The organism is Kitasatospora sp. NPDC042419, assembly GCF_056437345.1.
Genome location: NZ_JBWKAW010000004.1, coordinates 309,288 through 330,213 on the forward strand (window position 1 = coordinate 309,288; position 20,926 = coordinate 330,213).

22 protein-coding genes are annotated in these 20,926 nt (G+C 73.9%); 15 read left to right on the forward strand and 7 right to left on the reverse strand.

Features of this window, described 5'->3' with window-relative positions; genetic code table 11:
* Window positions 1–6: 6 nt before the first annotated feature.
* The 6 genes from AC067J_RS11210 to AC067J_RS11235 form a co-directional block, all read right to left on the reverse strand.
* Entirely contained in the window at window positions 7–1,530 is a 1,524-nt protein-coding gene (locus AC067J_RS11210) for a nucleobase:cation symporter-2 family protein (protein WP_478297842.1), read from the reverse strand.
* Between the two features lie 199 nt (window positions 1,531–1,729).
* On the reverse strand, window positions 1,730–2,644 hold the full coding sequence (pucL, locus tag AC067J_RS11215) for a factor-independent urate hydroxylase (protein WP_478297844.1): 915 nt from the start codon (window positions 2,642–2,644) through the stop codon (window positions 1,730–1,732).
* A gap of 28 nt (window positions 2,645–2,672) precedes the next feature.
* Window positions 2,673–3,008, reverse strand: coding sequence for a hydroxyisourate hydrolase (uraH, locus tag AC067J_RS11220; RefSeq protein WP_478297846.1), 336 nt, complete (start codon window positions 3,006–3,008; stop codon window positions 2,673–2,675).
* 60 nt (window positions 3,009–3,068) lie between these two features.
* Entirely contained in the window at window positions 3,069–3,572 is a 504-nt protein-coding gene (gene uraD / locus AC067J_RS11225) for a 2-oxo-4-hydroxy-4-carboxy-5-ureidoimidazoline decarboxylase (RefSeq protein WP_478297848.1), read from the reverse strand.
* Window positions 3,573–3,773: 201 nt separating this feature from the next.
* Entirely contained in the window at window positions 3,774–4,154 is a 381-nt protein-coding gene (locus AC067J_RS11230; RefSeq protein ID WP_478297850.1) for a helix-turn-helix domain-containing protein, read from the reverse strand.
* On the reverse strand, window positions 4,151–4,417 hold the full coding sequence (locus AC067J_RS11235) for a thiamine-binding protein (RefSeq protein WP_478298182.1): 267 nt from the start codon (window positions 4,415–4,417) through the stop codon (window positions 4,151–4,153). Before AC067J_RS11235 ends, AC067J_RS11230 begins: the two co-directional genes overlap by 4 nt.
* Before the next feature lie 239 nt (window positions 4,418–4,656).
* On the opposite strand from AC067J_RS11235, the gene AC067J_RS11240 reads away from it, so the two are divergent.
* The 14 genes from AC067J_RS11240 (at window position 4,657) to AC067J_RS11305 (ending at window position 20,118) form a co-directional block, all read left to right on the forward strand.
* Window positions 4,657–5,520, forward strand: coding sequence for a TIM barrel protein (locus tag AC067J_RS11240; RefSeq protein ID WP_478297852.1), 864 nt, complete (start codon window positions 4,657–4,659; stop codon window positions 5,518–5,520).
* A gap of 5 nt (window positions 5,521–5,525) precedes the next feature.
* Window positions 5,526–6,476: a 2-hydroxy-3-oxopropionate reductase gene (locus tag AC067J_RS11245; protein WP_478297854.1), complete on the forward strand. Its 951-nt coding sequence runs from the start codon at window positions 5,526–5,528 to the stop codon at window positions 6,474–6,476.
* Window positions 6,477–6,846: 370 nt separating this feature from the next.
* The gene (locus AC067J_RS11250) at window positions 6,847–7,989 is read left to right on the forward strand and encodes a glycerate kinase (RefSeq protein WP_478297856.1); all 1,143 of its coding nucleotides are present in this window, start codon (window positions 6,847–6,849) and stop codon (window positions 7,987–7,989) included.
* Window positions 7,990–8,124: 135 nt separating this feature from the next.
* A complete protein-coding gene (gene allB / locus AC067J_RS11255; protein ID WP_478297858.1) occupies window positions 8,125–9,531 on the forward strand; it encodes an allantoinase AllB in 1,407 nt (468 codons plus the stop codon).
* Complete coding sequence (gene alc / locus AC067J_RS11260; protein ID WP_478297860.1) at window positions 9,528–10,793, forward strand: allantoicase; 1,266 nt, start codon at window positions 9,528–9,530, stop codon at window positions 10,791–10,793. Before allB ends, alc begins: the two co-directional genes overlap by 4 nt.
* Before the next feature lie 82 nt (window positions 10,794–10,875).
* Window positions 10,876–12,336 (forward strand): catalase, encoded by a 1,461-nt coding sequence (locus tag AC067J_RS11265; RefSeq protein WP_478297861.1) that lies wholly within the window; start codon window positions 10,876–10,878, stop codon window positions 12,334–12,336.
* A 365-nt stretch (window positions 12,337–12,701) separates the two neighbouring features.
* A complete protein-coding gene (locus tag AC067J_RS11270; protein ID WP_478297863.1) occupies window positions 12,702–13,481 on the forward strand; it encodes an IclR family transcriptional regulator in 780 nt (259 codons plus the stop codon).
* A 225-nt stretch (window positions 13,482–13,706) separates the two neighbouring features.
* Window positions 13,707–14,621 (forward strand): metal-dependent hydrolase, encoded by a 915-nt coding sequence (locus tag AC067J_RS11275; RefSeq protein WP_478297864.1) that lies wholly within the window; start codon window positions 13,707–13,709, stop codon window positions 14,619–14,621.
* A 158-nt stretch (window positions 14,622–14,779) separates the two neighbouring features.
* Complete coding sequence (locus AC067J_RS11280; RefSeq protein ID WP_478297866.1) at window positions 14,780–15,895, forward strand: PDR/VanB family oxidoreductase; 1,116 nt, start codon at window positions 14,780–14,782, stop codon at window positions 15,893–15,895.
* A gap of 83 nt (window positions 15,896–15,978) precedes the next feature.
* Entirely contained in the window at window positions 15,979–16,869 is an 891-nt protein-coding gene (locus AC067J_RS11285; protein ID WP_478297868.1) for a M24 family metallopeptidase, read from the forward strand.
* Complete coding sequence (locus AC067J_RS11290; RefSeq protein WP_478297869.1) at window positions 16,866–18,716, forward strand: SDR family oxidoreductase; 1,851 nt, start codon at window positions 16,866–16,868, stop codon at window positions 18,714–18,716. Before AC067J_RS11285 ends, AC067J_RS11290 begins: the two co-directional genes overlap by 4 nt.
* Window positions 18,717–18,789: 73 nt before the next feature.
* A complete protein-coding gene (locus AC067J_RS11295) occupies window positions 18,790–18,987 on the forward strand; it encodes a type II toxin-antitoxin system VapB family antitoxin (protein ID WP_478297871.1) in 198 nt (65 codons plus the stop codon).
* A complete protein-coding gene (locus AC067J_RS11300) occupies window positions 18,980–19,396 on the forward strand; it encodes a PIN domain-containing protein (protein WP_478297873.1) in 417 nt (138 codons plus the stop codon). The genes AC067J_RS11295 and AC067J_RS11300 overlap by 8 nt, the downstream gene beginning before the upstream one ends.
* Before the next feature lie 98 nt (window positions 19,397–19,494).
* Window positions 19,495–20,118: a LysE family translocator gene (locus AC067J_RS11305; protein WP_478297875.1), complete on the forward strand. Its 624-nt coding sequence runs from the start codon at window positions 19,495–19,497 to the stop codon at window positions 20,116–20,118.
* Window positions 20,119–20,151: 33 nt separating this feature from the next.
* On the opposite strand, the gene AC067J_RS11310 is transcribed toward AC067J_RS11305, so the two are convergent.
* Window positions 20,152–20,445 (reverse strand): hypothetical protein, encoded by a 294-nt coding sequence (locus AC067J_RS11310; RefSeq protein WP_478297877.1) that lies wholly within the window; start codon window positions 20,443–20,445, stop codon window positions 20,152–20,154.
* 158 nt (window positions 20,446–20,603) lie between these two features.
* Here AC067J_RS11310 and AC067J_RS11315 point away from each other — a divergent pair, with 158 nt between their 5' ends.
* On the forward strand, window positions 20,604–20,900 hold the full coding sequence (locus tag AC067J_RS11315; protein ID WP_478297879.1) for a hypothetical protein: 297 nt from the start codon (window positions 20,604–20,606) through the stop codon (window positions 20,898–20,900).
* The last annotated feature ends 26 nt before the right edge of the window (window positions 20,901–20,926 follow it).

A 20,926-nucleotide genomic window follows, 5' to 3' on the forward strand; every position in this document is an offset into this window, starting at 1 on the left:
GGTGGGTCAGGACGGTGTCGCCGTCGGCGCCGTCGCGTCGGGCGGTGCGTCGGCGGCGGACCGGCGGGCGGCGCCGAGGTGGTGGAAGAGCAGGTTGAGCAGGACGGCCGCGACGCAGCCGGCCGAGATCCCGGAGTGCAGCAGGGTGCGGGCGGCCTCCGGGAACGCGTCGTAGAAGGTCGGCGCGGCGATCGGGACGATGCCGACGCCGAGCGAGACGGACACCAGGACGGTGTTGGCACCGGACTCCATGCCGGCCTCCGCGAGGGTGCGGATGCCGCTGGCCGCCACCGTGCCGAAGAGCACGATCCCGGCGCCGCCCAGGACGGGCTGCGGCACCAGGGACACGACCGAGCCGAGCACCGGGAAGAGCCCGAGCAGGATCAGGATGCCGCCGCCGGCCGCGACCACGTAGCGGCTGCGGATCCGGGTCAGCGCCACGAGCCCGATGTTCTGGGCGAAGGCGCTGGCGGCGAAGCCGTTGAAGACCGGGCTGAGCGCGGTGGCCAGTCCGTCGGCCCGCAGGCCGGCGGCCAGCACCTTCTCGTCGGCCTCGCGGTCGACGATCCGGCCGAGCGCGAGCATGTCGGCGGTGGACTCGGTCATCGAGACCACCATGACGATGCAGAGCGAGGCGATCGCGGCCGCGTCGAACACGGGCGCGCCGAAGTGGAACGGGGAGGGCAGGGCGAAGACCTTCGCGTCCTGGACCGCGTCGAAGTCCGCCAGGCCCAGCGGGAAGGCGAGCAGGGTGCCGATCGCCAGTCCGACGAGCAGGGAGAGCTGCTGCCAGAAGCCGCGCAGCAGCCGGTTGCAGAGCACCACCGCGACGAGGGTGGTCGCGGCGAGGCCGATGGCCCGTACGGAGCCGTAGCCGGGCGCGTCCGGCGAACCGCCGCGCGCCCAGTTGACGGCCACCGGGAGCAGGGACACCCCGATGAGGGTGATCACGGTGCCCTGGACGACCGGTGGGAAGAACCTGATCAGCTTGCAGAAGTACGGCGCCGCGAGGAGGCACAGGACCCCCGCGACGATCACCGCGCCGAAGATCACCGGGAGGGCGTCCTCCGGCCCGTGCTCCTTGGCGATGGCGATCATGGGGGCGACGCCGGCGAACGAGACGCCGTTCACGAACGGCAGCCGCGCGCCGATCCGCCAGAAGCCGAGGGTCTGGAGCAGCGTGGCCAGCCCGGCGGTGAACAGGCTGGCCGATATGAGCAGGGCGAGCTCGGCGGGGGAGAGGCCCACGCCGGCGCCGACGATGAGCGGGGGAGCAACGACTCCCGCGTACATCGCGGCGACGTGCTGCAGTCCGGTGGTGACGAGCTTCACCGGGGGGAGCAGCTGGTCCACGGGGTGGACCTCCGGGCGTGTCCCCGGGTGCGCCGCGGGCCGTGTCCCCGGGTGCGCCGCCGGTTCTCGCTCCGGCCCGGACGGACCGGCGGGGAGGCCGTGAGGCGTACCGTTCGGACCGGAAGATCTTGCAGGGGTGGAACCGCCGTCGGTGTTGCCGGTGTTGCTGGGTGCCATGTCGAGCCCCTCTTGTGCCCGTGGCTCCCGGCGCGCCCGTGGCGCTGGAGAGCGGTCGATCACGCGGTGGCCGGGGGCGGGACGGCGGAGCAAGGGTCCCTCGGCCGGACTCTCCAGCTCCCCGGGCCGGCCGCCGCGAGGGTGGGCACGGTCTCCGGTGGGTGGGGGTGGAGGAAACGGGTGGAGCGGGTGGGGGAGGTCAGGCGACCGGGATGACCGGGGTGACGCCCTCGCGGTGCACGGTGCCCTCGATCAGGCCGTACATCCGGTCGGCGGCGTAGTAGACCTCGTTCTCGTTCTTCAGGCCGAAGGGTTCCAGGTCGACCAGGAAGTGGTGCTTGTTGGGCAGTTCGAGGCGGACCTCGTCCACCTCGGCCCGGTTGTTGAGGACCCGGGTGCCCATCGCGTGCAGGGTCTGCTGCAGCGAGTAGGAGTAGGTCTCGGCGAAGGCCTCCAGCAGGTGCCGCCGCACGTGGGTGTAGGAGCGGTTCCAGTTGGGCTGCGCCTCGTCGTCGCGGCCGGTGAAGCCGTACTTCCACCGGGCGGTGACCTGGGTGGCCAGGATGCGGTCGTAGGCTTCCTGGAGCGTCGTGTAGCGGTCCTTGATGTAGCCCCAGAACTCCGAGTTGGTGGAGTTCAGCACGACCAGGTCCTTGAGTCCGGAGATCACCTGGACGGACTCGCCGTCGTAGACGATCTCGGTGGTGCGGGTCTCCTGGCCGTTGCGTACGAAGGAGTGGCCGACCTCCTCGGAGCCGATGAACCGGGCGCTGCTGTCGGGCGTGCGGATCCGGTCCCAGGCGTACTCCTCGATCCGGATCCGGGCGCGGTGGACCGGCTCGGTGCTGTCGACGAAGTGTCGGGCCAGGGTGATGCCGAAGGCCTCGGCCGACTCGATCCCGTACTCCTTGGCGAAGGCGTACACGGTGTTCTTGGTGGTGTCGGTGGGCAGGCAGTTGGCGTTCGACCCGGTGAGGTGGACGTCCTCGAACTCGCCGGAGAGGGCGACCGAGACGTTCAGGTCCTTGATCTCGTGGCGGGTGGAGTCGCGGTAGACCCGGACGATGCGGTTCTCCGCCTTGCCGTACTGGTTCTGGCCGAGCACGTGGGCCATGGCATGGCTCCCATATCAATCGAGCGGTCTAGCTTCCGCGGTAGACCGAGTATCCGAACGGGTTCAGCAGCAACGGCACGTGGTAGTGGTGCTGCGCGGGCGCGACCGTGAAGACGATCGAGACCTCGGGGAAGAACGGCTGCTCGGCCGACTTCCGCGCGTGGTACGCGGCGGTGTCGAAGAGCAGCCGGACGACCGAGCCCGCCTCCACGGCCGGCAGGTCCCTGGCCCGGCCGTCGGAGTCCGTGGCGGAGGTGCCGAGCACCTGCCAGCCACCCTCGGTGTGCAGTGCGAGCTCGACCGGGACGCCCTCGGCCGGGCGGCCGAGGCTGGTGTCGAGCACGTGGGTGGAGATGCCAGTCATGGGTGAAGTGACCTTACTGATGGCAGTGGTGATCCTGCGTCAGTGATACCTGACGATATGTCAGTTGTCGTCGAGCAGGCGGTTGATGCGTATGTCGTTGATCTTGCGCAGCTCTCCCCGGACGATCTCGGCCTCGGTGGCGGGGTCGTTGGAGTGGCGCTCGCGCAGGGCGGCGAGCATCCCGGCCGCGGTGCGGCCGGTCGCGCAGATCAGGAACACGTGGCCGAACTTGGCCTCGTAGGCGGCGTTGGCCCGGTGCAGTTCGTCGAGCAGGGCGTCGTCCGCCCCGCGGACACCGGCCTGCTCGCGCTCGGAGGTGGCGTCGCCCGGTCTGGGCGTGCCGATCCGGGCGTGGCCGGCCATCGCCTCGTGCAGGTCCGCGGTGGAGAGCGTGGCCATGGCCTCGGCGTTGGCGTCGAGCAGGGCCTGGCGGTCGGTCCACGGGCGGGCCGCGGCGACCGCCTCGGCCCAGCCGGGGCTGGCGCAGACGTCCAGCAGGATCTCCCTCAGCTCGGCGGCGTCGGCCGCCGCGAGGGCTTCAAGGGCGTGGGGGTGGTTGGTCACGGGTGGACCTCCTGGGGAGTGGTGCCACCCGCACAAGCTAGATCGGCGGGATCGGGCCGTCAACAGTTTGTTGAACGCTTGGTGGTTACGTTTCGCGACGGCCCTGGTCGCGGGGTGTCTCGTGTGTGATGCGACAAGTGTGCCCCGCCGGGGGCCGGGTCAGACTGGCCCGGTCGGCGGGGCACATGCGTGCACGCGGGCTCAGCCGGACTTCGAACCGTCCTGGCGGTTGAGGTAGTTGTACACGGTGAAACGGCTGACGCCGAGCGCTGTGGCAACCGTCTCGACGCCGTGTCGGACGGTGAAGGCGCCGCGCTCCTCCAGTAGGGCGACGACGCGCTGCTTCTCCCAGCGGTCCAGCTCGGCCAGCGGCCGGCCGTCGAACTGGCGGGTCATCTCGGCCAGCAGGCGGTCCAGCGCGCTGCTCAGGTGGGGCAGCCGGACGGCCAGGGCCGGGGCGCCCTCCCACTCCAGGACGACGTCCTCGGGCTTCGCCTCGCCCAGCGGCAGGGGCGTCGCGCCGACCGCGTCCAGCAACGGCTTCATCGCCGCCGCGAGCGGGTGCTCCACGTGCTCGGTCACGGCGTACCGCCCTCCTCGGGCGCGCCGGTGCCGGTCTCGCCGAGCACGCTGACCTGGACCGATATCCGGGTCGCGCCGGCGTCCAGGCTCTCCCGGAGCAGTCGGGTCACGGCGGCCAGGACCTGGTCGGCCTCGCCCTCCGCTCCGGTGCCGAACGGGCCGACCGTGACGGCCAGGCCGGTCTCGTCGACCGCCCGCCGGGCCGCCGCGGCGTGCTCCGGGAACGTGTCCAGTTCGAACGGTTCTGTCGTGAACTCCACCATCAATCGCACCCGCTCACTGTAGCGAGCGGGCGGCGGGGTGGTCAGTGGCCGGTTCGGACCGCTCCGGCTGGGCCCGGTCTTGGTGGGCTCGCCCGGAGCGGGCTGCTCCGGGCTGCTCCGGGGGCGGTCGCCCGGCGAGGGTGCTTCAACAATTTGTTGCAGATGCCTTGACAGTCGTTCGAGGCGGCGGACATGCTTCCACCAGACAGAATCCCTCTTCCGTATCGTGGAAGTTGCGGATGACGGAAGAGAGATACGAGGTGATGGACGTGACCGCCGCTTCCCGGCACAGCTTCACGGTCAACCTGTCGATCCTGTTCGGCGAGCTCCCGCTGCTGGAGCGCCCCGCCGCGGCCGCGGCCGCCGGCTTCACCGCCGCCGAGCTGTGGTGGCCGTTCGGCGAGGAGCACAGCCCGGCCGAGGCCGAGCTGGACGCGCTCCGCAAGGCCTTCACCGACGCCGGCGTGCGGCTCACCGGTCTCAACTTCCTCGACGACCTCGGTGTGGGAGCGCGCGGCACCGTCTCGGTGCCGTCCGAGAAGGAGCGGTTCCGGGCCAACGTCCCGGTCGCCACCGCGCTCGCCGCCTCGCTCGGCACCCCGGCGCTCAACGCCCTCTACGGCAACCGGGTCGCCGGGGCGGACCCGGCCGAACAGGACGCCCTCGCACTGGAGAACCTCGCCCTCGCGGCCCGGGCCGCCCACGGGATCGGCGCGGTCCTGCTGGTCGAGGCGCTGAACCGGCCGGAGTCGCCGGACTACCCGCTGGTCACCGCCGCCGCGGCGGTCGAGGTGGTCGACAAGGTCAACGCCGTCACCGGCCTGGGCAACGCGAAGTTCCTCTGCGACCTCTACCACCTGGCCCGCAACGGCGAGGACCCGGCCGCCGTCATCGACGCGTACGCCGACCGGATCGGCCACGTGCAGATCGCGGACACCCCGGGCCGCAACGAGCCCGGCACCGGCGGGCTGGACTTCGAGGACCTCTTCGCCCGGCTCGCCGCCGCGGGCTACACCGGCCGGATCGGCCTTGAGTACCGCCCGTCCACCGGCGTCAGCGCCGACAGCTTCGGGTGGCTCCCGCGCGAGCACCGCGCCGCCTGAGGCCCGTGCGCCCCGCGGCCACCCACCCCACCCTCCACGCCCCACGCACAGACAGAAGGAACGACGCGATGAGCCGCAAGATCGCCTTCATCGGCCTCGGCATCATGGGCAGCCCGATGGCCGCCAACCTGGTCAGGGCCGGCCACCACGTCACCGGCTACAACCTCACCCGGCCGCAGATCGACGCCCTGGTCGCGGCCGGCGGCCACGGCGCCACCAGCATCGCGGACGCGGTGAAGGACGCCGAGGTCGTGATCACCATGGTCCCGGCCGACCCGCACGTCGAACAGGCCGTCCTCGGCGAGGGCGGCGTCCTGGAGAACGTCCGGCCCGGCACGCTCGTCATCGACATGTCGAGCATCACCCCGCAGACCTCGATCAAGGTCGAGGCCGCCGCCAAGGAGAAGGGCGTCCGCACCCTGGACGCCCCGGTCTCCGGCGGTGAGGCGGGGGCGGTCGAGGCCGTGCTGTCGATCATGGTCGGCGGCGCCGCCGACGACTTCGCCGAGGCCAAGCCGCTGTTCGACGTGCTCGGGACCACGGTCGTCCACGTCGGCCCGGCCGGCGCCGGCCAGACCGTCAAGGCCGCCAACCAGCTGATCGTCGCCGTCAACATCCAGGTCCTGGCCGAGGCCGTGGTCTTCCTGGAGAACGCCGGCGTCGACCTCGGCGCAGCGCTGGACGTGCTCGGCGGCGGGCTGGCCGGTTCGACCGTGCTGAACCGCAAGAAGGCCAACATGCTGGACCGCGAGTTCGCCCCGGGCTTCCGGATCGACCTGCACCACAAGGACATGGGCATCGTCACCGACGCCGCCCGGGCCGTCGGCGCCGCCCTGCCGGTCGGCGCGGTCGTCGCCCAGCTGGTCGCCTCCGCCCGCGCCAACGGCGACGGCTCCCTCGACCACTCGGCGCTGCTGCGCGGCGTCGAGCGGCTCTCCGGCCGCGAGGTGAAGTAGCCCCCGCGGCCTCCCGACTCCTCCCGGTGGCGTGTACCTATCCGGTCGTGCCCGCGCCACCGGGAGGCCGACCGGCCACCGGCGGCGCCGCGCCCGCGCCGCCGCCGGGGCGCCGCCCAGCCCGACCGGTGGGCGGGCCGGGGCTCATCCGCCCGCCCGCCGGTCGACCGGACGGCGACGCGCGCACCCTCCGGGGGCACTTCGGTCGTGCCACGGGGCGCGTCGCCCGGCTCCCTCCCTCGCCGAGGGGAGCCCCTCGTCGCGTCGGAAGCGGGACGAGGGGAACGGCGGGGAGGGAGCCGCCCCGGGTCCGCCGGGGCCCATGCTTGACGAACCATCGCCAGACCAGCCCGGAAGTGAGGCCCACGCCATGCCCGCCACCCCCCACCAGGGCCATGTGGTCGTAGCTCCCGACAAGTTCAAGGGCACCCTGGAGGCCGCCGAGGCCGCCGCCCGGATCGCCGCCGGCATCCGCCGCGCCGCCCCCGGCACCGAGGTCCGCGAACTGCCCGTCGCCGACGGCGGGGAGGGCACCCTGGCCGCCGCGCTCGCGGCCGGCTTCGCCCGCGTCCCCGCCAAGGTGGCCGGACCCACCGGCCTGCCGGTCGACGCCGCGCTCGCGGTCCGGGGCTCCACCGCCGTGGTCGAGCTGGCCCAGGCCTCCGGGCTGGCCCGCCTCCCCGGCGGCCGGACGGCCCCGCTCGCGGCCGGGTCCTACGGGGTCGGCCAGCTGATCGGCCGGGCCGTCGGCCTCGGCGCGAAGCGGATCGTGCTCGGCCTCGGCGGAAGCGCCTCCACCGACGGCGGCGCGGGCATGGTCCAGGCGCTCGGGGTCTCGCTGCTGGACGGCGACGGCGCCGAACTGCCGCCCGGCGGCGCTGCGTTGCGCCGCCTGCGCCGGATCGACCTGGGCTCCCTGGCCGACGCGCTGGCCGGCGTCGAGATCGTGGTCGCCTGCGACGTCGACAACCCGCTCCTCGGCCCGCGCGGCGCGGCCGCCGTCTACGGCCCGCAGAAGGGCGCGAGCGGCGAGGACCTGCCGGTCCTGGAGGAAGGTCTGACCCGGTTCGCCGACGTGGTCGGCGCGGCGGTCGGCCGCGAGGTGCGCGACGCCCCCGGCGCGGGGGCCGCGGGCGGGGTCGGCTTCGCGGCCCTCGCCCTGCTGGGCGCCACCATGCGACCCGGCATCGAGCTCCTGCTCGACCTGCTGGGTTTCGACGAGGCCGTGCGTGGGGCACGCCTCGTCGTCACCGGCGAGGGCTGCCTGGACGCGCAGACGCTCCACGGCAAGGCTCCCGCCGGAGTCGCGGCGGCGGCCGCCCGGGCGGGGGTTCGGGTGGCCGCCGTGGCGGGACGGGTCGAACTGTCCGAACGGGAGTGGCGGTCCGCGGGCTTCGCCGCCGCGTACGCGCTCGGCGAGCTGGGCGAGCACCCGGGGGAGGGCCTGACCAGGGCGGGAGAGCTGGCCGAGGTCGCGGGGGAGCGGATCGCGGCGGACTTCCTCCGCCGGTGACCGTACCGGGGGCCGTGCCGGGAGCCGGTGCCGGTCCTCGTGGTTTCCTCCATTGACGTTTTGTTGAAGGCGGGCCTAGGCTCCGGGCCATCCTTCGACGTACCCCACCCCTCAACCAGGTTTCGGAGGTCCCCCATGCCCATCAGCGAGACCGCGGTGATCCGCTCCCTCCGGGTGGTCCTGCCGGACGGCGAGCGTCCCGCGGACGTGCTGGTCCGGGACGGGAGGATCCGGCAGATCGCCGCGCACGGCTCCCTCCTCGCCGGCGACCGCGCGCTCACCGACCTCGGCGGCACCGCCCTGCTGCCCGGACTGGTCGACACCCACGTGCACGTCAACGAGCCCGGCCGCACCGAGTGGGAGGGCTTCGCCACCGCCACCCGGGCGGCCGCCGCCGGCGGCGTCACCACCATCGTCGACATGCCGCTCAACTCGGTGCCGCCCACCACCACCCCGGCCGGACTGGAGGCCAAGCGGAAGGCCGCCGAGGGCCAGGCCTGGGTCGACCTCGGCTTCTGGGGCGGAGCCGTCCCCGGCAACCTCGCCGACCTCGAACCCCTGCACCGCGCAGGAGTGTTCGGCTTCAAGTCCTTCCTCGCACCGAGCGGCGTCGACGAGTTCCCGCACGTCGAGCAGGCCGACCTGGAAGCCGCGCTGGCGGAACAGGCCCGGCTCGGCGCGCTCGCCATCATCCACGCCGAGGACCCCGCCGTCCTGGCCGCCGCACCGCAGCAACCCGGCGTCCACTACCGGGACTTCCTCGCCTCACGCCCCGCCGGCGCGGAGACCGCCGCCGTCGCCCGGCTGCTCGACACCGCCCGGCGCACCGGCGCCCGGGTGCACGTCCTGCACGTCTCCTCGGCCGCCGTGCTGCCGCTGCTCCGGCAGGCCCGCGCGGACGGCGTCGAGGTCACCGCCGAGACCTGCCCGCACTACCTGACCCTCGCCGCCGAGCAGGTGCCGGACGGCGGGACGGCCTTCAAGTGCTGTCCGCCGATCCGCGACGAGGCCAACCGCGACGCGCTCTGGGAGGCCCTGGCGGCAAGGGAGTTCGCCGCCGTCGTCTCCGACCACTCGCCGTCCACCCCCGATCTCAAGCTGCTGCCCGAACACGGCGGCAGCGGGGACTTCGCGGCCGCCTGGGGCGGCATCGCCTCGCTCCAGCTCGGCCTGCCCGCGGTCTGGACCGAGGCCCGCCGGCGCGGCCACACCCTCGCCGACGTGGTCCGCTGGATGTCCGCCGGCCCGGCCGGGCTGGTCGGCCTCGCCGGGACGAAGGGCGCCATCGCGGTCGGCCACGACGCCGACCTGGTCGCCTTCGACCCCGACGGCGCCTTCGCCGTCCACGCCGCCGAACTGCACCACCGCAACCCGGTCACCCCGTACGCGGGCCGGACGCTCACCGGCGCCGTCCGCACCACCTGGCTGCGCGGCCGGATCGTCGACGTCGCCGGCGAGCCCTTCGGCGTCCAGCTCACCCGCCCGCAGGCCGTCCACGCCCAGCCCGCCCGTCCGACCACCGGCCCCGAGGAGTCGCAGTGACCACCGCCCCCGCCCCGAGCGCCCCGTTCACCGAACTGGTCGACCTGGCCTCGCGCCGGCTCGGCGCCGGCGTCGTCGCCACCAACGAGGACACCTTCGCCGACGCCGAGAACCTGCTGGTCGCCGCGCCCGCCGCGTTCCGCCCGCACACCTTCGGCCACAAGGGCCAGATCATGGACGGCTGGGAGTCCCGCCGCCGCCGGGGCGCGGGCGCCGAGCAGCCGCACCCCACCGACGAGGACCACGACTGGGCGGTCGTCCGGCTCGGCGCCGCCGGGGTGATCCGCGGACTCGTCGTCGACACCGCGCACTTCACCGGCAACTACCCGGAGAGCGCCTCCGTCGAAGCCGCCTCGATACCCGGCCACCCCTCGCCCGCCGAGGTGGCGGCCGCCGAGTGGGTGGAGATCCTTCCGCGCACCCCGCTGCTGGGCGACACCGCCCACGAGTTCGAGGTGCGCAGCGCCACCCGCTTCACCCACGTCCGGCTCAACATCTTCCCGGACGGCGGCGTCGCCCGGCTCCGCGTCCACGGTGAGGTGCTGCCCGACCCGCGCGAGCTGGACGGCCTCACCTTCGACCTGGCGGCCCAGGAGTACGGCGGCGTCGCCGAGGCCGCCTCCGACCGCTACTTCTCCTCCCCGCACAACCTGAACGCTCCCGGCCGCGCCACCGTCATGGGCGAGGGCTGGGAGACCCGGCGTCGGCGCGACAAGGCCAACGACTGGGTGCGGATCGCCCTGGCCGGGGGCGGCGAGGTCCTGGCCGCCGAGGTGGACACCACCCACTTCGTCGCCAACGCCCCCGGCTGGGCCGACCTGGTCGGCTACGACGCCTCCGTCGGCGGTGACCCCGCCGGCGACCCGGACGGCTGGTTCGCGCTGCTGCCGCGCACCCGCCTCCAGCCCGACACCCGGCACCGCTTCCGACTGACCGCCGACCGTCCGGTGACCCATGTGCGGATCAACGTGTACCCCGACGGCGGCCTCGCCCGCCTGCGCCTCACCGGCCGCCTCACCGAGGCCGGCCGGGCCGCCCTCGCACTGCGCTGGTTCGACGCCCTCCCGGCCGCCGAGGCCGCCGCCGCGCTCACCGGGGCCGGCCTCACCGCCGCCGAGGCCGCCGAACTCGCCGCGGCCCGCCCGCTGGCCGACCCGGTCGCCGCCCGCGCCGCCGTGGCCGCGCTCGGCCCGGCCGACGGCCCCGACGGCGAGCACTCCTCCCGCCGCCGCTCGGCCGCCTGGCGCCTGCTCGGCCTCTGAACCGGCAGCGCCCCGGCGGCATCCGGGGCGGCGTCACATCCCTCTCCGTGCACCACCCTTATCGACACCAGAAGGACCCGTCATGCCCAAGACCCTGACCACGGAGTCCGGCGCCCCGGTCGCCGACAACCAGAACTCGGCCTCGGCCGGCGCCTACGGCCCGCTGCTGATCCAGGACCAGCAACTGCTGGAGAAGCTGGCCCGGTTCAACCGCGAGCGGATCCCGGAGCGCGTCGTGCACGCCCGTGGCTCCGGCGCGTACGGCTACTTCGAGGTCACCGACGAGGTCTCGCCGTACACCCGGGCCGCCTTCCTCGCCGAGGTCGGCAAGCGCACCGAGGTGTTCCTCCGCTTCTCCACCGTCGCGGGCAACCTCGGCTCCAACGACGCGGTCCGCGACCCGCGCGGCTTCGCGGTCAAGTTCTACACCGAGGAGGGGAACTACGACCTCGTCGGCAACAACACCCCGGTCTTCTTCATCAAGGACCCGCTGAAGTTCCCGGACTTCATCCACTCGCAGAAGCGCGACCCGTACACCGGTGTCCAGGAGGCCGACAACGTCTGGGACTTCTGGGCCCACTCGCCGGCCTCGACGCACCAGATCACCTGGCTGTTCGGCGACCGCGGCATCCCCGCGTCCTACCGCCACATGAACGGCTACGGCTCGCACACCTACCAGTGGGTCAACGAGCAGGGCGAGGCCCACTGGGTGAAGTACCACTTCAAGACCAACCAGGGCATCCGCTCGCTGGACGCCGGCCAGGCCGCCGAGGCGGTCGGCGGCGACGCAGACAGCCACCAGCGCGACCTCCACCAGGCCATCGAGCGCGGCGTGTTCCCGTCCTGGACGCTGTACGTCCAGCTGATGCCGGTCGCCGAGGCCGCCGACTACCGGTTCAACCCCTTCGACCTCACCAAGGTCTGGCCGCACGCCGACTACCCGCTGGTCAAGGTCGGCCGCCTGGTCCTCAACCGCAACCCCGAGAACGTCTTCTCCGAGGTCGAGCAGTCCGCGTTCTCCCCGAACAACTTCGTGCCCGGCATCGGCCCGTCCCCGGACAGGATGCTGCAGGGCCGCCTGTTCGCCTACGCCGACGCCCAGCGCTACCGGCTCGGCGTGAACCACACCCAGCTGCCGGTCAACGCCCCGCGCGCCACCGAGGCCGCCAACTACGGCCGGGACGGCCTGCACGCGCTCAACCCGGCCGGCCGCGCCAGGAACTACGAGCCCAACTCCTACGACGGCCCGGCCCAGACCGACGCCGCGCTCGCCGCGCCGACCGAGCTGAACGGCTGGACCGGCACCCACACCACCCCCGCCCACACCAAGGACGACGACTTCTTCCAGGCGGGCGAGCTCTACCGGCTGATGTCGGAGGGCGAGAAGGCCCGCCTGATCGACAACCTGGCCGGCTTCCTGGCCCAGGTCTCCCGCGACGACGTCGTCGAGAGGAACCTCGCCCACTTCCACGCCGCCGACGAGGAGTACGGCGCCCGCCTGGAAGCCGCGGTCGGCAGGCTCCGGGCCGGCGACGAGGGCTGAGCCCGCGACGAGGGCTGAGCCCGCGAACCACCCTCACCGGCCGCCGGGGCCCGCACCCCGGCGCCGCCCCCCGACCGGGCCGTTCCCTCCGGCAGTGAGGGAGCGGCCCGGTGCCCGTTCGCGGTCCGGCGGCCCGGAGCGGCTTCCGGTCGTCCGGCACTGAACGGACCGTCAGTACTCCGCGGGCGGACGGGCGGCCGGGCGGACGGGTGGGGCGGGACGGCACCGGCGGGGCATATGCCCGTCAAGTACTTCACCGCACCTGCACGAAAATCCGCAGAGGGGAGGATGACTGTGTCCGGCGGTGGATAGGCTGGACACCACCCGCCGGTAGCACCTGCGGGGGGACATCGGAAGGGGACGACATGTCGACACCAGCCCCCGGTCGCCACGCCGCGCCGGCCCAGGGCCTGCCCGGTCCGTTCACCTCCCTGCAGCATGCCCTCAGACTGCTGGAGGCGGTCGACCGGCACCCGGGCGGGGCGACCCTGGTCACGCTCGCCCGGGAGACGTCCCTCGGACTGCCGACGGTCCGCCGGCTCGCCGAGATCCTGGAGATCGAGGGCTACCTCCAGTGCCAGGACGGCGGTTGGGTGCTCGGCGGCACCTTCGCGCTGCTCGGCCAGCAGAACCGGGAGCAGCTGGTCCGGGCCCGGCTGGACCGCAAACTCGCCGAGCTGAGAGACGAGTTGGGTGCGGCGGTGTACTTCACCCGCTACCACGACGGCGAGTTGTCGGTGGAGGCGGTCTCGGCGGCCGACCACGCGCCGGCGGTGCAGGAGTGGGTGGACTTCCGGGCCACCGCGCACGCCAGTGCGATCGGCAAGTGCCTGCTCAGCCAGCTCGACCACGACGCCCGCCGCGACCACCTCTCCCGGCACCCGGTGGCCCGGCTGACCTCCCGGACGGTCACCGACGCCGACCAGCTGATGCACCGTCTGGAGCGCCAGCCGGCCACCGTTCCGGTGCTGGACATCCAGGAGTACGCGCTCGGCACGGTCTGCGCCGCCGTCCCGGTCACGGCCGGCAGCACCGTCGGCTGCCTCGCCACCTCGATGCCGGTGGACAACGTGCACCGGCTGAAGGCGGCCGCCGAGCTGCTCGCCGTCCGGGCCGCGCCGCTGATGCTGGCCATGGCGGTCTGACGCTCCGGCCAGGCTCACGGGACCCCGTCGCATCCGGCGGGGTCCTCGCGTTTTCCGGGGAGTTCCGCGCCGTCGCGCGCCGGGTGTTCCACCGGACCCGTCGCGGTGCGCATCACTTATTAGACTCGATGTCGATAAGAGGTGTCGAACCCCTTGTGGCGCGCACTACCCGCGAGTACGTTTTGCCGAGTCGAGCCGCCACCCGCAGGTCAGGAGGGCCCTCCCATGCCCAGCTCCACCCCCGTCCCCGCCCTCGCCGCGCCGGCCGTCCGCGTGCACGAGAGCCTCGTCCTGGAGCCCCGCGACGTCCGCTTCGACTGGGCCGGACTGCCCCTGCACTGGATCCCCGACGAGCCGATGGCCACCCACGTCATCAACGTCCTGCACCTCCTCCTCCCCGAGGGCGAACGCTGGTTCGTCAAGGTGTTCAAGGAGGCGCTGCCGCTGATCCGGGACGAGCAACTGCGGGACGAGGTGCTCGGCTTCATCGGCCAGGAGGCCATCCACGCCGAGGCCCACCAGGAGGTCCTCGACCACCTGCTCGGGCAGGGCCTCGACCCCCGCCCGTACGTGCGGCAGATCTCCTGGCTGTTCCAGCGGGTCCTCGGCGACAAGCCCGGCCTGACGCCCGCCCGGCAGCGCGAGAACATCATCGAACGGGTCGCCTTCGTCGCCGCGATCGAGCACTTCACCGCCTTCCTCGGGAACTGGGCGCTCAACTCCCCGGGGCTGGACCGGGCCGAGGCCGACCCGACCATGCTCGACCTGCTGCGCTGGCACGGCGCCGAGGAGGTCGAACACCGCAGCGTCGCCTTCGACCTGATGGTCCACCTGGACCCCGGCTACCTGCGGCGGGTGCGCGGCATGGCGATCTCCGGGCCGCTCCTCGTCCACCTCTGGGTACGCGGCGCCCGCTTCCTGCTCGCCGCCGACCCGACCCTGGACGGGCGGCTCAAGCCGACCTGGCGCGAGGCGGGCCGGATCGCCAAGCGCGGCCTGCTGCCCGATCCGGTCCGGTCGATCCGCTCCGGCCTGCGCTACCTCCGGCCCGGCTACCACCCCACCCAGGAGGGCTCCTCCAGCCAGGCCCTCGGCTACCTCGCCACCTCCCCGGCCGCCCGCGCCGCCGCCGGGAGCTGACGGACGGCGGCCACCCGCCGCCGGACCCGCGCCGCCCCGCCGCCCGCTCTCACCGGCCGCCCCCGCTTTCACCGGCGGCCCGCTCTCACCGGCCGCCCCGCCCTCACCGGCCCCAGCACCACCGCCGCCAAGGACCCAAGGACCAAGGACCCCGCCGGATGGACCTGCGCACCCCGCCCCCCGACCTCTACGGCCGCCCGCGCGCCGACACCTTCTTCCGCTTCCTCACCGCCTTCGGCGACCGCTACAGCCCCGCCCTCGGCGGCCCGCTGCTCCGCCGCAGCCCCCGCCGCCCGTTCAGCCGCCCCACCCCGGCGCTCCAACTGGTCGTCACCGCCCGGCGCCCGGCCGCGACCGACGTCGTCGAGCTCACCCTCGCCGACCCCTCCGGCGGTCCGCTCCCGCCCTGGCAGCCCGGCGCCCACCTGCGGCTCGCCCTGCCCTCCGGCCGCGAGCGCCACTACTCGCTCTGCGGCGACCCGGCCGACCCCACCGCGTACCGGATCGCGGTCCGCCGCCTGCCCGCGGGCGGCGGCGGCTCCGTGGAGATCCACGACACCCTCCACCCCGGCACCCGGCTGACCGCCCGCCGGCCACGCAACGGCTTCGCCTTCTGCGCCGAACCGGCCGTCCTCCTGCTGGCCGGCGGCATCGGCATCACCCCGCTGCTCCCGATGGTCCGCGAGGCCCGCCGGCACGGCCTGGACTGGCACCTCGTCCACGTCGGCCGCAGCGCCGACACCCTCCCGTTCGCGGACGAGCTGCGGGCGCTGGACCCGGACCGGGTCCACCTGCGCGCCGACGACGGACACGGCGGCCCGCCCACCGGTGCCGAGCTGCTCGCCCACGCCCCGCGCGGCGCGGCCGTCTACTGCTGCGGCCCGGCCCCGATGCTCGCCGCCGTCCAGCGGGCCCTCGACGGGTCGCCCGCCGCCTCCCTCCACTTCGAACGGTTCGGCGCGGCCCCGATCACCGACGGCGAGCCGTTCACCGTGCGCCTCGGCGCCGACGGCCCGGCCCTCGACGTCCCCGCCGACCGTTCCGCCCTGGACGTGCTCCGGGAGGTCCGCCCCGATCTGGCGTACTCCTGCCACCAGGGCTTCTGCGGCACCTGCGAGGTCCGGCTGCTGGCCGGCACCGCCGACCACCGCGACCGCCGCCTCACCGCCGAACAGCGGGCCGCCGGAGCCCTGCTGCCCTGCGTCTCCCGGGCCGCCGCGGGCGAGACCCTCGTGCTCGACGTCCAGGGCGCGCCCGACCAGCCCCGGCCGTAGGGCGGCTTTGCAAAGTCCCGCCGGGACTTTGCAAAGCCGCCCTGGGGCCCAGGCCGCCGATCCCCCCAGAAGGAGACTCCGCCGTGCCGCGCACCCCCGCCTTCCCCTACACCGAGCACGACCTCGCCCGCTTCCGGGAGACCCAGCAGCTGGCCTACCACTGCGCCGAGGAGGTGGCCGCCTGGATCGAACCGGGCGTCACCGAGCGGCAGGCCACCGCCGAGCTGCGCCGCCGGCTGGTCGCGGCCGGGGTGCAGGACTTCTTCCACGTCCCGTTCGCCTGGTTCGGCGACCGGACGGCGTTCCGGCACTTCCGCACCCCGCTGCAGTTCTTCGCCGGCAACCGCCGCCTGACCGAGGGCATGCCGTACGTGCTGGACTGCGCGCCCGTCGTCGACGGCTACACCGCCGACATCGGCTACGGCGGCAAGGTCGGCGAGAACCGCGTCTGGGACCGCCTCGCCGCCGACCTGCAGGTCTACCGCGAGCTGATCCTCGCCGAGGTCCGCGCCCGCAAGCCGCTCGCCGAGGTGTACGCGGCGGTCGACGCGCAGATCGAGGCGCACGGCTACGACAACCGCCACCGCGTCTACCCGGGCCGGGTGATCGGCCATCAGGTCACCCGGACGACCGCCCGCGGCCCGGCCGGGGTGAACGTCTTCGGCTTCGGTGTGCGTACACTCCAGACGCTCGGCCGCGAGCTGATCAGCGAGCGCCTGCACGGCCGTTCCCCGCTCTGGGCGGACGGCCGCTCCTCCCGGCACGCGCCCACCCCGGGCCTCTGGGCGGTGGAGCCGCACATCGGCTTCCGGGAGGTCGGCATCAAGTTCGAGGAGCTGCTGGTGGTCACCGAGGACGACGCGTACTGGCTCGACGACGACCTGCCGCACGTCCGCCGCTGGACGGCGGCCGCCGCGACGACCGCCGCTGCCACGACCGCCGCCGCCACGACCGCCCAGGAGGCGACCCGATGACGACCAGCCGCGACTCCGGCCGCCACACCGAGCACGACACCGGCCACGACACCGGCAGTGCCACCGGCGGCGACACCGGCCGCGCCGGGCACCCGGCCCCCGGGGTGCCGTACCCCGCCGCGACCCGCCGCCGCACCGTCCACTCCGGCGGCCTGCCGCTCGCCGTCTTCGAGGACGGCGACCCCGCCGCCCCCACCGTCCTGCTGGTGCACGGCTACCCGGACACCCACGTGGTCTGGGACGACGTCGCCGCCGACCTCGCCCGCGACCACCACGTGGTCCGCTACGACGTCCGCGGCGCCGGTGCCTCCGGCGTCCCGGCCGACCGCGCGGGCTACCGCCTGGAGCGGCTGGCCGCCGACCTGTTCGCCGTCGCGGACGCGGTCAGCCCCGGCCGCCCGGTGCACGTGGTCGCCCACGACTGGGGCTCGCTGCAGTCCTGGGAGGCCGTCACCACCCCCGGTGCCGAGGCGCGGCTCGCCTCCTACACCACGATGTCCGGGCCCTGCCTCGACCACATGGGGTACTGGCTGCGCGACCGGTTCCGCCGCCCCACCCCGCGCCACCTGAAGCAGCTGCTCGCCCAGGGCGCCCACTCCTGGTACATCACCGCCTTCCACCTGCCGTTCCTCGCCCCCGGAGTCTGGCGGCTCGGTCTCGCCCGCGCCTGGCCGCGGGTGCTGCGCGACCTGGAGGCCGTCACCCCGCGCCCCGGCCACCCGCAGCCCACGCTGCGCCGGGACGCGGTGCGCGGCATCGAGCTCTACCGGGCCAACATGCGGCCCACCCTGCGCAATCCGCGCGAGCGGCCCACCGAGGTGCCGGTCCAGCTGATCACCCTCACCCAGGACCACTACGTCGGCACCTACCTCTCCGAGGGGCTGGAGCGCTGGGTGCCCAGGCTGACCCGCCGGACCCTGCGCGCCACCCACTGGTCCGCACTGCTGGAGAAGGGAACCGCCGTGGCCGGGATGGTCCGTGAACACGTCGCCCGCGTCGGGTCCGGCCAGGACCGTGCCGCGGACGGCCGCGCCGCCGGGGACGGCCGGCTGGTCGTCGTCACCGGCGGCGGCAGCGGCATCGGCCGGGCCACCGCGCTCGCCTTCGCCGAGGACGGCGCCCGGGTGGTGGTCTGCGACCTCGACCTCGACGCGGCCCGCCGCACCGCCGAACTCGCCGCCCTGATCGGCCCGCCCGCCCACGCCTACCGGGTCGACGTGAGCGACGGCGCAGCCGTCGACGCGTTCGCCCAGCAGGTCGCGGCCGAGCACGGGGTGCCGGACGTGGTCGTCAACAACGCGGGCATCGGCCACTCGGGGACGTTCCTCGAAACCACCGAGAAGGAGTGGCAGCGCGTCCTGGACGTCAACCTCTGGGGCGTCATCCACGGCTGCCGCGCGTTCGGAGCCCTGATGGCCGACCGCGGCGAGGGCGGCCACATCGTCAACCTGGCCTCGGCCGCCGCCTACCTGCCGTCCAAGGCGCTCACGGCCTACGCGACCAGCAAGGCCGCGGTCTTCATGCTCTCCGACTGCCTGCGCGCCGAGCTGGCCGGCCACGGCATCGGCGTCTCCACGATCTGCCCGGGCATCGTCAACACCAACATCACCCGCACCTCCACCTTCTCCGCCACCACCGCCGACCAGCAGGCGGCCAAGCAGGCCCGCGCCGCCAGGCTCTACGCCCGCCGCGGCTTCCCGCCCGAGAAGGTGGCCACCGCCATCCTGCACGCCGTCCGCACCGGGAAGCCGGTCGTCCCCGTCACCCCGGAGGCCAAGGCCGCCCGCTTCCTCTCCCGCCTCTCCCCGGGCCTGCTCCGCCTGGCCGCCCGCCTCAACGTGACCTGAGCCGGTGTGGCCGCGATATCGAGTACGATGAATTTCGATATCACCACAGGCTCTTCGATTCCGGAGGTCCGCCATGACCCGCACCGTGATAGACGTCAAGGACGAGCTGTTGGCCGAGGCCGCAGAGATCTTCGGGACGACCACCAAGGTGGCGACGGTGAATGCCGCCCTGAAGGACGCGGTCAACCGTCGGAAGCGCGAGTCCTTTCTCAACTGGCTTGCCGAAGGGGGGCTGCCTGACCTGACCGGTCCGGCGGACCACGGTGAGTGAGCGCTTTCTGATCGACAAGTCGGCATTCGCGCGGTACCCGAAGCCGGTGGTCCGAGCGGTGATCGAACCGCTCCAGAACGCCGGGCTGCTCGCTGTCTGCGGTGCCGTCGAGCTGGAGATCATGCACAGCGCCCGTTCCAAGGCGGATGCCCTGCGCATTCGCGAGGGCCTCAGCGGGTTCGACTGGCTGGCGACACCCGACGAGGTCTGGGACAGGGCCATCGAGGTGCAGGCCGCGCTGACGGCGGCGGGCAATTGGCGAGCCCTGTCCGTCGCGGACCTCGTCATCGCTGCCACGGCGGAACGGCACGGCGTGGCGGTACTGCACTACGACGGCGACTACGACATGATCGCGACCGTGACCGGCCAGCCCACCCGCTGGGTCGTCCCACCCGGGACGGCTGACTGAAGTCATGAGTGGCGGGGAGTGGGCGCGCCCGCCCGCCGTCGGGGCCCGCCGGAAAATGGTCCGTGTGCGGGGCGGGGCGGCCCGTACGATCACGGACCATGGAGATGAGCACCGCCCTCTGGTCCTTCGCCTTCGTCGTGGGGCTGCTGACCCTCACGCCCGGGCTCGACACCGCGCTGATCCTGCGCACCTCCGCGCTGGGGCACCGGCGCCAGGCGTGGGGGGTGGTCCTGGGCATCCAGACCGGGACGCTGCTCTGGGGGACGCTCACCTCGGCGGGCGTCACGGCGCTGCTCACCGCCTCGCAGCTGGCGTACGAGATCCTGCGGTGGGCGGGCGCCGCGTACCTGGTGTGGATGGGGATCGGGATGCTCCGGAGCAAGGGCGGCGACGCCGAGCCGGAGGAGGCGCAGCCGTCCGGCGGCGGGCTGGCGCACGGCTGGCGGCGCGGGACGCTGACCAACCTGCTCAACCCCAAGGTCGGCGTCTTCTACGTGGCGGTGCTGCCGCAGTTCATCCCGGCGGGGGCGCCGCACTTCGCCGCCGGTGTGGCGCTGACCTGCGTGCACGTGCTGGAGGGGCTGCTCTGGTCGGCGGTCCTGGTGGGCTTCGCCCAGGTGGTGCGCGGGTGGCTGCGCAGGCCGGCGGCGCGCCGGGCGATGGACCGGGTGACCGGTCTGGTGGTGGTGGGCTTCGGGGTGCGGCTGGCGGTCTCGGAGTAGCGCCGCCGGGTCGGCCGCCGTCCGGCCGCCGGTTCAGCCGCCGAGGCGGCTCAGGCCCTCGCGCAGTTCGTCGGCGTCCATGCAGATGTGCACGTCGACGGTGGCGTTGAACTCCAGCCAGAACGGCTCGCAGAGGGACGGCAGCGAGGCCTCGTCGGGTATGTCGACGACGATGAGCTGGCAGCGCCGGCCGTGGCGGGCGAAGGCGTAGACGGCCTGGGGCTTGAGGTCGGCCGTCATCCGGCCGAGCTTCTCGGCGGCGGTGCCGTCCCTGATGACCTGGTTGGCCGTCGCGGTGTCGAGTTCGATCTCCAGCAGGGCACGCATGGTGGTGCTCCTTCCCCGGGCTCGGGGTGAGTCCTCCCCTCCAGGCTCCCGCTGCCGCGGCGGCCACGCAACGTCACCCGCGCGGCGGAACCGGGGTGGCCGGCCGGAGGAGCGCGGGCTGCACTGGGAGCGCCACCCCGGCGCGGACAGGAGCACCCATGGCGATCATCGTGACCTTCGACTTCCCCGACCTCTCCCGGGCCCAGTACGACGAGGCGGTGGACCGGCTGACCGGCGGCGCGGGGCTGAACAGCCCGGCGGACTGGCCGGTGCGCGGGCTGGTGCTGCACGTGTCGGGGCCGAACCCGGACGGTCGGGGCTGGCACGTCACGGACGTCTGGGAGTCGCGGGAGGCGTTCGAGCAGTTCGGGGCGGTGCTGCTGCCGATCCTGCGGGAGCTCGGCGTCGAGTCGGCGCCGCCGCTGATCTGCGAGGCCTACACCGTGGTCCGGTGACCGACCCGGCGTGACCCGGCTCGGCG